This is a genomic window from Clostridium sp., assembly GCF_051654825.1.
GTDB lineage: Bacteria > Bacillota > Clostridia > Clostridiales > Clostridiaceae > Clostridium.
In genome coordinates this window covers 1-11,000 of record NZ_JBOFYU010000057.1, presented here as the reverse complement: position 1 = coordinate 11,000, position 11,000 = coordinate 1, and the positions used below count along the sequence as shown (strand labels likewise).

The following is an 11,000-nucleotide window of genomic DNA, read 5'->3' as shown; positions in this document are numbered from 1 at the left end:
ATTTCGCTAAATATACATTTAGCGAAATTATATTAGTTGAACGAAATAAAGTTCTATGATATACTAATATCAAGGCTTTAAGAGGTTTTGGAGGTTAAAAATGAGCGAAAAACGAAATGATAAAACGAAATATGAAGATTTCGTATATTCTAGCGAAATACTAGATCTTTTAAATACGAAATTAACTATAAAAGATGAAGAAACTATAAGTAAAATGATAAAAAAGGTTCATGAAGAAAATCCAAATAAGGTATATTATTATATAATTAAAGATTTATATATTTTAGTTACTATATGCAATAAGACTACAAAGGAACTTGCTGAAATATATGATGTTGGAATAAGAAATATACAAATATGGTTAAAGGATTTAGGTATAAAGAAAAAAGTTGAAAAACCTAGATCTTTTAAAAAGAAAATCGTAAGAAAAACAGATTTAGATTCTGAAGAAAAAACAAATTTGAATTCTTTCAACTTTATAGATATTATTGGTAAGGATTTAGTTGAATCCGAAAATTTACCACAAAGCGTTAAGGAGTATTTTAATTATTTAGAAACTATTAAAGGAAAATCAGCAAATACCATTTCTGCTTATAAAGTAGATTTAACTTTATTCTTTAGATTTATGAAGGTTTATAAAGGTGAAGTTAGAGATCCTAAAACTGAATTTAAAGATATAGATATAAGCGATATAGATAAATACTTTATACGTAAAATTAAACTTACAGATATTTATGCTTTTTTATCCTTTCTTGAAAAACATCGTAATAACGGTTCATACGCCAGAGCCAGAAAAGTAGCTTGCTTAAAATCCTTCTATAAGTTCTTATATGGCAAAGCTAAAATAATAGATGAAAATCCTGCTTTAGATTTGGAATCACCTAAAATTAATAAAAGGCACCCTATTTATCTTACATTAGATGAAAGTATACACTTGTTAGAAAACTTAGATAAAAAAAATCATAATTACTATAGAGATTATTGTATATTAACTCTCTTTTTAAATTGTGGCTTAAGACTTTCTGAATTGTGTAGTATAAAAATAAATAAAATTAAAGGGGATACTCTTACTATTATAGGTAAAGGAAGTAAAGAACGAACTGTCTACTTAAACGATGCATCTATAAATGCTATAAATAATTATATGATGAATAGAGACGATTCTAAGGCTACTGAAGAAAATAAACAGTACTTACTACTCTCCTCTAGATATTTACCTATAAACAAGCGTACAGTTGAATTACTAGTAAAAAAACATATTAGATCATCTGGTATATCAAATGAAAAATATACACCTCATAAATTAAGGCATACTGCTGCTACTTTGATGTACAAATACGGTAATGTTGATATCAGAAGCCTTCAAGGAATTTTAGGTCATGAAAATATTTCAACTACTCAAATCTACACCCATATAGATGATGAGACATTAAGAGATGCGGTAAAATCTAATCCTCTTTCAAAAATCAAATAAGAACAAATGTTCGAGAGTGCTAAAAAGGGCATTTTTTAAGCTAAAATATATAGTAAATATAATAAAATACTATATATTTTAGCTTTTATTTGTATAAAAATGCTTTTTATTATAAAATGGTACTTTTACAATTAAAGAACATATGTTCTTTAATTAATTTTATATGTACTATAATAATTATTATGTAAAGTAATTCGATAAAGAAACTAAAAAATAGTTTCTTTATTATTTAATCTTAAGCTTTCTCACTCCTGGGAAAACTTCTTCAGTTAAATCTTCTAAATTTGCTTCATCAAAGAAATCTTCATCTTCTAAATATTCTATATGATCAAAAGCATCTATGTAATCACTTTCATCTCCATGATCTTTTAAGAATTCTTCTGCTGTTAAACACTCTTTTACTTCTTCAACTTTTTCTTCAGTAGATTCTACAGCTTTTATATATTCTTTCTCTAAATATTCATTTTCTTCAACTGTTTTTGCAATTTCTTCTATGTTTATAGCTCTTATATCTACTCCATCTTCCTCTAAACATTTTCCACAGTTGTCACAAATCTTTCTGCCGTATAAGTCGCAATAATCATCTTCGTTGTAATCTTTTTTATTCATGTAATCTCTCCTTACTATAAATAGTTAAATTAAATTATAACAAATGTAAGTATTTTTATCAATATTTAATAAAATAAGAACATAAGTTTAGAGAACGTAGGTTTGATATTCTATTAATATTGTGTTATAATAAATAATAACATTGAGAGGTGAAATAAATGACCGAAGTAAAAGATAAACAATTAGAAATTTATGAATTTTTAAAGTTATATACAGAAAATAAAGGCTATCCACCATCAGTAAGAGAAATTTGTGAGGCTGTTAATCTAAAGTCTACTTCTACTGTTCATGGCCATTTAAAAAGACTTGAGAAAAAAGGATTAATTAAGAGAGATCCAACTAAGCCTAGAGCTTTAGAAATAACTGAAAATATTACTAATAAAAAGGAAATGGTTAGTATTCCTATACTAGGTGGAGTTACTGCTGGTGTTCCTATATTAGCAACTGAAAACATAGAAGATACTTTCTTATTACCTATAGATTACATAAAGCATAACAAGGAATTATTTATGCTTAGAGTTATTGGTGAAAGCATGATTAATGCAGGAATTAATGATGGAGATTTAGCTATTATTGAGCAGACAAACACTGCTGCAAACGGAGAAATAGTTGTTGCTCTATTAGAAAATGATGCCACTATCAAAACATTCTATAAAGAAAATGATCATATTAGATTACAACCTGAAAATGATACTATGAATCCAATTATAGTTGACCAATGTTCTATTCTTGGAAAGTTAGTTGGATTATTTAGAGCATATTAGTTAATGTAGAGTCATATATTTAAATGTGACTCTATTTTTTTTATTTAAAAATAACTTTTATGTGAGGTAACTTCTTATGAAGATCTTAAATGAGACAAGCTCTACAGAAAATCTATTAGATGAGGCCTATCTTAATGACTACAAAAATATATGGGATAATAAATATATTTCATTTAAGTCTATTAGGACTATATTAAATGTTCTATTTACTTGTAGTTATGCATTTGGTTTAGGATATACAATATATTATTATCAAGATGGTTTATTTCATTTTATAAAAACATTCGGGCTATTATATTTAACTTTATTAATTTTAAATAAAGTTATAACAACACTCTTCCCTATTTTGTTTCTAGATAGTGAAAATACCTCTTTAGTTTATTCTTTTAAAAAGCCTATTTTTGATTATAAGTATTTAGGTTCATTAAGTAAGGTGAAGTTATTTTTAGTTTTATTTTTACCTTTTTTACTTTTTACATGTGTTCCTACAATAATTTCATTAGTTTCAGGTTTTAATATTTTCTTATATGCATTATCAGCATCAAGTATAATCTTTACTGGTGTAAATGCAATAAGCTTTGTAATTTTAATATTTAAACATAAGGAAGCTAATAACTTTTGTATAACTAATGCTGAAACATTAGTTATAAAGAGTGAAATCGCTTCTTGCTAATATAAAAAGGTGAATGATAAACATTCACCTTTTTATTATAATATTGAATTTAAAGCTATTAAAATTCCTATCTTTGCATGATCAAATGTTAATCCACCTTGAAGATAAGCTATATAAGGCTCTCTTATAGGAGCATCAGCTGATAATTCAATAGATGAACCTTGAATAAAGGCACCAGCTGCCATAATAACTTCGTCTGTGTATCCAGGCATAGCCCATGGCTCACATTCTACAAAGGAATCTATAGGTGATCCTTTTTGAATCCCCTTACAGAATTTAATTAAGCTATCCTTTTCTCCAAACTTTATAGCTTGAATTATATCACTTCTTCTATCTGTGTATTTTGGTAATACTTCGAAGCCTGCAAGTTCCATTATTCTAGCACAGAATACAGCACCTTTAACTGCTTCCATAGCTATATGAGGAGCTAAGAATAAACCTTGGTATAATTGTCTCATAACACCAAATGTTGAACCACACTCTCCTCCTATTCCAGGAGTTGTTAACCTATAACTTGCTTGTTCTACATACTCTCTTTTACCAGCTATATATCCTCCAGTAGGAGCTATTCCCCCACCAATGTTCTTAATTAATGAACCTGCTATTAAATCAGCTCCAACATCTGTAGGTTCTATAGTTTCTATTAACTCACCATAGCAATTATCTACAAATACCATTACATCATTTCTTAAGTTCTTAACAAAGCTTATTATCTCTCCTATTTGTGATACTAGAAATGAATTTCTCCAACCATATCCTGTACTTCTTTGGATATGAATTAATTTAATTGATTCATCAGATAAAAGTTCTTCTTTTATTTTTTCTAAATCAAAAGTTCCATTTACTAAATCAGCTTGCTTATATTTAACACCATATTCTCTTAATGAACCTATATTTTCTTTTCCACTAATACCTATTATATTATGTAATGTATCATATGGAGCTCCTGAAATAGCAAACATTGTATCGCCAGTTCTTAAATTCCCCATTAAGGCACAACCTATTGCATGCGTACCATTTACAAAATGAGGTCTAACTAAAGCAGCTTCAGTATTGAATACTCTAGCATACACCTTATCAAGCGTATCTCTTCCTATATCATCATATCCATATCCTGATGAATTTGTAAAATGAGAATCACTTATTCTTTCATCTTGAAATGCCTTTAGCACCTTTAATTGATTATATTCTCTAATTTCATCATAGATTTTAAATTGCTCTTCTACATCATTTAAAGCTTTACTATATAAATCAATAGTTTCATCTTTAAAATTGTATGCTTTTTTAATTAATTCTTCTGTAACTTTTAACATAACTAATTAATCACTACACTTAAAAATGTAGCTCCTCCTCTCGGTATCCTTTATTATTCTATATGATAATAACATAATTTCATTATTAGCACACTATAAAAATTTATATATACAAAATCTACTTTATGTAATATGAGTTTTTATGTATTAAAAAAATTATATGCAAATTGTAACTTGGATGTTCTATTATAAAAAAAGAAAGAAGCAGGTTTTCGCTTCTTTCTCATTTTAGTTATCTTGAAATAAAATTGCTCTATTTGGAGTAATTGTAGTAATTGCATGTTTATATACTAACATTTGCTTTCCATCTGAATCTAAAATTACAGTAAAATTATCAAAACCCTTAACAAAGCCTCTTATTTGAAAGCCATTAGTTAAATGAATTGTTACTTGAATATTATTTTTTCTTGCGCCATTCAAAAATATATCTTGTAAATTATTAGAATTCTTATTCAATTATTCTCCTCCTTATGTTTATTATTTCAAATCCTCTACAATTATATTGAAAATTTCTTCATCACTTAAAATATCTTTATTTAAGATATTAGCTCTAGGATCTCTTTTAAACCAAGTAATTTGTCTTTTAGCATAATTTCTAGAACCTTGCTTAACCATTTCAATAGCAGTTAAAAGTGGAATAGATTTTTCATAATAATATAGAATTTCTTTGTAGCCAATACCCTGCATTGACTGCATAGATGAATTATAGCCCATTTTAATTAATTTTATACACTCATCTAATAAGCCTTTTTCCATCATTATATCTACTCTTTTATTAATACGGCTATATAGCTTTTCTCTATTCATATTTAATACGAAGTAATGAACATCATATTTTCCGTTATAAAACTCATCTCCTGCATTAAATGAACTAAAAGGCTTTCCTGTTAGCTTGTAAACTTCTAAAGCCCTTATAACTCTTTTTCTATTATTAGCATGAATATTATTATAGCTTTCTTCATCTATATCCTTTAGCATATTATGAACATATTCATTTCCATGCTCTTCTGCAAGTAAGTCTAATTCATTTCTATATGAATCATCGCTACCAGCCTCTGTAAAGCTCATATTACATGTAAGAGCATTTATATATAGTCCAGTGCCACCAGTTAAAATAGGTAGCTTACCACGTGAAATAATATCATCTATAGATTTTTCAGCCATTTCCTTATAATCTGATACAGAAAATGGAGTTCCAGGATCTACTACGTCTATCATATGATGTTTTACTCCATCCATTTCCTCTATCGTTATCTTTGCTGAACCAATATCCATATGTTTATATATTTGCATTGAATCTGTCGAAACTATTTCTCCATTTAATTCCTTTGCTAACCTTATAGATAGTTCTGTTTTTCCAACAGCTGTAGGTCCTGCTAACACTAATACTTTATGTTTCATTATTTCTCCTTAAATTTATACAATTCTTCTAAATTTCTTATCTAAATCATAATTAGTAAATTTTATTATTATAGGTCTTCCATGTGGACAATGGAATGGATCATTTATATATCTTAAATCTTCTAATAGTTTATCCATTTCAGCTTCTGTAAGCTTATCATTAGCTTTTACAGCAGCTCTACAAGCCATAGAAGATATTTTGTTATACTTAACTTCTGATGTTTTACCAGAACCTAGAGATTTTACATTATAAAGAATATCTAAAAATAGATTTTTAGCATCTAGCTTTCCTAAGAAATAAGGAACTTCCTTTAAGGCTACAGTATTCCCTCCAAAATCTTCTATAATAAAGCCTGCATTTTTAAATATATCTATATTTTCTTCATAGTAACAATAATCATCCATATTTAAGTGGATTAATGTAGGTACTAATAATGGTTGTATTATTATACTTCCCTCTTCAATATCCTTTAAATACTTTTCAAAAAGTATTTTTTCATGAGCAGCATGTTGATCTACTATATATAAAGTATCATCATATTCAGATAAAATATAAGTTTTATTAAATTGACCAATTACTTTTAGCTTAGGGAACTTTGCAGTTTTTTCCGAAGCTTTAACTTGTGTAGGTAATTCCTCTGTTGAATTAGTCTCCTTTACTATAAATTCAGTAGTGCTATTTAAAGTATTATAACTTGAATTAATAGTGCTTGGTATAGAAGTCTTATCTTCAATTAAAACCTCTTCTTTTGCTATAGAGACTATTGGTGAAATATCCTCCTTCATAGTTAAGAGTTTTTTATAAATATCTTCTTCTTTTTTTATGCTTTCTTCTAGGTTAATAGATTCTAATGCTGGAGTATATTTTACCTTTGCCTCTTCTTCTATTGCTTCAGATAAAGTGATAGCTATGTTATTTGGTGATTCTCCCATAAAATCCATGTTAAACTCAATTTTTTCTATATCATTAACAGCTTCAAAGGGTGAATCATTAATTTCCTCATTAGGAAGCTGGAATGTATTTATTAAAGATTCCTTAAAAGCACCATGTACAGAATCAAAAACTCTTTTAAATACTGCTCTTTCTTCTTTAAACTTTATTTCTGCCTTTGTTGGATGTATGTTTACATCTACAAATTCAGGATAAACTTCTATAAATAATACAAAGAAGGGAAACTTACTTACAGTAGCAAAGGATTTAAATGCATTTTCCACTGCTGCTACAATAGTTTTATTCTTTATATATCTTCCGTTAACAAAAATAGTTTGATTATTTCTAGATCCCTTAGCTATTTCTTCTTTTCCTATGTATCCATGTAATGATATTGCATCATCATGAGCTTCAAAGTAAATTAAGTTATCGCTTATAGTCTTGTTGTATATAGTTCTTATTACATCCTTTAAATTATCACTTCCAAAGGTATGTAAAAGTTTTTTTCCATTACTATATAATTTAAATGATATGTCAGGGTTTGATAAAGCAATTCTACTTATAATGTCATTTATTAATGCACCTTCCCTAGATAATGTCTTTAAAAACTTTTTTCTAGCAGGAACGTTGAAAAATAAATCACGCACTTCTATAGTAGTTCCCTTATTCATTCCTACATCATTAGTAGATATAAATTCTCCACCTGAAATTTGAACTTCTCTTCCAAATTCCTCTTCTTCTGTTTTACTTTTTAATGTTACCTTTGCTACTGAGGCTATAGAAGGTAATGCTTCTCCACGGAAACCTAAGGTATTAATTGAATATATGTCTTCAACAGCCCTTATTTTAGAAGTAGCATGAGGTAAAAATGCTTTTTCTACATCTTCTCTATGTATTCCATCACCATCATCTATAATTCTTATTAGGCTAGTTCCACCCTCTTCTATTTCTATAGTAATGTTTTTAGAATTTGCATCTATTGAATTTTCAACTAATTCCTTAACAACAGATGAAGGTCTTTCTACTACTTCACCAGCTGCAATCTTATTAGATGTATGTTCATCTAACACATTTATTCTTTTCATGCTATTATCACCTAGTTATTTAAATTTTTTTGATTCTAAAACTAATTTATATAATACATTCATAGATTCTAATGGAGTTAATCCCATTACGTCTATTCCTGCAATTTCATTTAGTAATGCATCTTTTTCTATCATAGTAAAGTCTAATTGATAATTAGGCTCATCTTCCTTTATAGCAGAAGACTTAGACTTCTTTTCTTCTTCTTTTTTAACTTCTTTTTCTATATTTGATTTAGGTTCTTCTATTGATTGTTCTTTTGATTGTTCTTTCTCTTCTACAATATCAGGAGCTACTTCCTTTTGAACATGATGTGAAACTATTTCTAAAGGCTTTTCTCCTTCTAATGATTCTAAGATATCTTTAGCTCTACTTATTACATCTTCAGGTAAGCCTGCTAATTTTGCAACTTCTATACCATAAGATTGATCTGCTCCACCTTCTACTATTTTACGTAAGAAAATTATAGTATCCTCTACTTCAGTAACCGCTACTGAGTAATTCTTAACTCCTGGTATTACACCTTCTAGCTTAGTTAACTCATGGTAGTGTGTAGCAAATAATGTTTTACATCTTAAAGCATTATTTTTGCATATATATTCTATTACTGACCAAGCTATACTAAGTCCATCATAAGTAGAAGTTCCTCTTCCAACTTCATCTAGTAAAACTAAGCTATTATGTGTAGCATTTTTTAAGATGTTTGATACTTCCCACATTTCTACCATAAAAGTAGATTTTCCACCAGCTAAGTCATCTGATGCCCCTATTCTAGTAAAGATTTTATCGCATACAGAAATATTAGCTTCTTTAGCAGGAACAAATGAACCTATTTGAGCCATTAAAGTAATTAAGGCTACCTGTCTCATATAAGTAGACTTACCTGCCATATTAGGCCCTGTAATTAATAATAATTGATTATTTGTATTATCTACTATAGTATCATTAGAAACAAACTCTCCATTTCCTAATACCTTTTCTACTACAGGATGTCTTCCCTCTGTTATATTTATAATTCCCTCTTCATTTAATGAAGGCTTAATATAGTTATTTTCTACTGCAATTAAAGCTAAAGTAGATAAAGAATCTAGGTTACCTATAATCCTTGCACTTTTCTTTAATCTTGCTATTTCCTTTTCTACAGAATCCCTTAAATTTAAGAATAATTCATATTCTAAATTAATAAGCTTTTCTTCTGCACCTAATATCTTTTCTTCCATTTCCTTAAGCTCTTGAGTAATAAATCTTTCTGCATTAGCTAAGGTTTGCTTTCTTATATATCTTCCTTCTGGAATAGAACTATAGTTAGCACGAGAAATTTCTATATAGTAACCAAATACTTTGTTGTAACCAACCTTTAAAGATCTAATTCCAGTAAATTCTCTTTCTTTATTTTCTAAAGAAGCAATCCATTCCTTACCATTAAGCTTTGCTCCTCTTAATTCATCTACTTCTTTGCTATATCCATCCTTAATTATATTTCCTTCCTTTATAGTTATAGAAGGATCATCTAAAAGTGAATTTGCTAGCAAATCTTTTATATCAGCAAGCTCATCTAATTCCTCAAACCATTCTTTTAATAATGGTGAAGAACAATTAGCTAATTGAGCTTTAATAAAAGGTAATTTTTCTAATGATGATTTTAAAGAAACTAAGTCCTTAGCATTAACATTTTGATTAGAAATTTTACCAACAATTCTTTCTATATCATATATTTCCTTTAAGGAATCTCTTAAGTCTTCATTGAAATACATATTAGAGAATAACTCTTCTACACTATCTAATCTTTTTTGTATTTCTGACTTTATAATAAGAGGTTCCTCTATCCATTTTCTAAGAACTCTTCCTCCCATAGAAGTAGCTGTTTTATCAAGTACCCATATAAGACTTCCCTTTTTAGATTTTTCCTTTAAGCTTTCTGTAAGCTCTAGGTTTCTTCTTGAACTACTATCTATAGTCATATAATTTACTATGTCATAGGATTCTAATAAGTTAATATTAGTTAAGCTCATTTTTTGTGTATCATATATGTATTTAAGTAATACTGCTGAAGCCCTTTTAGAAGTTTCAGTTAAGCCTACTACTTCTGCTTCACTAAATTGGTTAAATAGCTCTTCATCGCTGCAATAACATTTATTTAAATCTCTCTTTGTAAATAAAGAAGAGGTAATTGATTCTATATCCTTTATTAAACTTTCACTTACATTATTATCTATTAATATTTCCTTTGGATTAACCTTAGAAATTTCATCTAACAATGTTGATTTAGCCTTTAAGAATGATGTTGATTTAAATTCTCCAGTAGATATATCAGAGAAAGCTAATCCCATATATCCATCCTCTTCATATATAGAAATAATGTATGTATTTTTATATTCACTATCTTTTGTTTGCTCTACATATGTACCTGGAGTAATTACCTTAACTACATCTCTTTTAACTATTCCCTTTGAGGCAGATACGTCTTCAACTTGCTCACATATAGCTACCTTATATCCATTAGCTACAAGTCTTGATATATATCCAGTTGAGGCATGAAAAGGAATTCCACACATAGGGGCTCTTTCTTCTAAGCCACAATCTCTACCAGTAAGAACTAACTCAAGCTCTCTCGATGCAGTTTTAGCATCATCAAAAAACATTTCATAAAAATCTCCTAGTCTAAAAAAGACTATACAATCCTTATAGTTTTCTTTTATTTCAAAATATTGCTTCATCATAGGTGTTAAAGCCAAATAAAATCATCTCCTTT

At 28.1% G+C, this 11,000-nt stretch carries 9 protein-coding genes; 3 read left to right on the top strand and 6 right to left on the bottom strand.

The annotated features are described in order from the left end of the window. The first annotated feature begins 484 nt into the window (after nucleotides 1-484). Nucleotides 485-1,474, top strand: a complete 990-nt coding sequence (locus ACRDBA_RS03590) for a tyrosine recombinase XerC (protein WP_438571560.1) — start codon at nucleotides 485-487, stop codon at nucleotides 1,472-1,474. Nucleotides 1,475-1,699: 225 nt separating this feature from the next. On the opposite strand, the gene ACRDBA_RS03585 is transcribed toward ACRDBA_RS03590, so the two are convergent. Next, nucleotides 1,700-2,083 (bottom strand): hypothetical protein, encoded by a 384-nt coding sequence (locus ACRDBA_RS03585; protein ID WP_438571559.1) that lies wholly within the window; start codon nucleotides 2,081-2,083, stop codon nucleotides 1,700-1,702. A gap of 158 nt (nucleotides 2,084-2,241) precedes the next feature. On the opposite strand from ACRDBA_RS03585, the gene lexA reads away from it, so the two are divergent. Beyond that, a complete protein-coding gene (gene lexA, locus ACRDBA_RS03580; protein ID WP_438571558.1) occupies nucleotides 2,242-2,847 on the top strand; it encodes a transcriptional repressor LexA in 606 nt (201 codons plus the stop codon). A gap of 76 nt (nucleotides 2,848-2,923) precedes the next feature. Continuing rightward, nucleotides 2,924-3,520, top strand: a complete 597-nt coding sequence (locus tag ACRDBA_RS03575; RefSeq protein WP_438571557.1) for a hypothetical protein — start codon at nucleotides 2,924-2,926, stop codon at nucleotides 3,518-3,520. Nucleotides 3,521-3,555: 35 nt separating this feature from the next. Here ACRDBA_RS03575 and ACRDBA_RS03570 read toward each other — a convergent pair whose 3' ends face one another. The 5 genes from ACRDBA_RS03570 to mutS form a co-directional block, all read right to left on the bottom strand. After that, the gene (locus tag ACRDBA_RS03570; RefSeq protein WP_438571556.1) at nucleotides 3,556-4,833 is read right to left on the bottom strand and encodes an aminotransferase class I/II-fold pyridoxal phosphate-dependent enzyme; all 1,278 of its coding nucleotides are present in this window, start codon (nucleotides 4,831-4,833) and stop codon (nucleotides 3,556-3,558) included. Between the two features lie 228 nt (nucleotides 4,834-5,061). Continuing rightward, nucleotides 5,062-5,289 (bottom strand): RNA chaperone Hfq, encoded by a 228-nt coding sequence (gene hfq / locus ACRDBA_RS03565; protein WP_438571555.1) that lies wholly within the window; start codon nucleotides 5,287-5,289, stop codon nucleotides 5,062-5,064. Nucleotides 5,290-5,310: 21 nt separating this feature from the next. Next, nucleotides 5,311-6,234, bottom strand: a complete 924-nt coding sequence (gene miaA, locus ACRDBA_RS03560) for a tRNA (adenosine(37)-N6)-dimethylallyltransferase MiaA (RefSeq protein ID WP_438571554.1) — start codon at nucleotides 6,232-6,234, stop codon at nucleotides 5,311-5,313. 15 nt (nucleotides 6,235-6,249) lie between these two features. After that, nucleotides 6,250-8,250, bottom strand: coding sequence for a DNA mismatch repair endonuclease MutL (gene mutL / locus ACRDBA_RS03555; protein WP_438571553.1), 2,001 nt, complete (start codon nucleotides 8,248-8,250; stop codon nucleotides 6,250-6,252). Nucleotides 8,251-8,265: 15 nt separating this feature from the next. Continuing rightward, the gene (gene mutS / locus ACRDBA_RS03550; RefSeq protein ID WP_438571552.1) at nucleotides 8,266-10,983 is read right to left on the bottom strand and encodes a DNA mismatch repair protein MutS; all 2,718 of its coding nucleotides are present in this window, start codon (nucleotides 10,981-10,983) and stop codon (nucleotides 8,266-8,268) included. Between the last annotated feature and the right edge of the window lie 17 nt (nucleotides 10,984-11,000).

Bases quoted from the DNA above. Each gene is read 5' to 3' on its own strand.
- ACRDBA_RS03585 (WP_438571559.1), bottom strand. From the start codon at position 2,083: ATGAATAAAAAAGATTACAACGAAGATGATTATTGCGACTTATACGGC.
- lexA (WP_438571558.1), top strand. From the start codon at position 2,242: ATGACCGAAGTAAAAGATAAACAATTAGAAATTTATGAATTTTTAAAG.
- ACRDBA_RS03575 (WP_438571557.1), top strand. From the start codon at position 2,924: ATGAAGATCTTAAATGAGACAAGCTCTACAGAAAATCTATTAGATGAG.
- ACRDBA_RS03570 (WP_438571556.1), bottom strand. From the start codon at position 4,833: ATGTTAAAAGTTACAGAAGAATTAATTAAAAAAGCATACAATTTTAAA.
- miaA (WP_438571554.1), bottom strand. From the start codon at position 6,234: ATGAAACATAAAGTATTAGTGTTAGCAGGACCTACAGCTGTTGGAAAA.
- mutL (WP_438571553.1), bottom strand. From the start codon at position 8,250: ATGAAAAGAATAAATGTGTTAGATGAACATACATCTAATAAGATTGCA.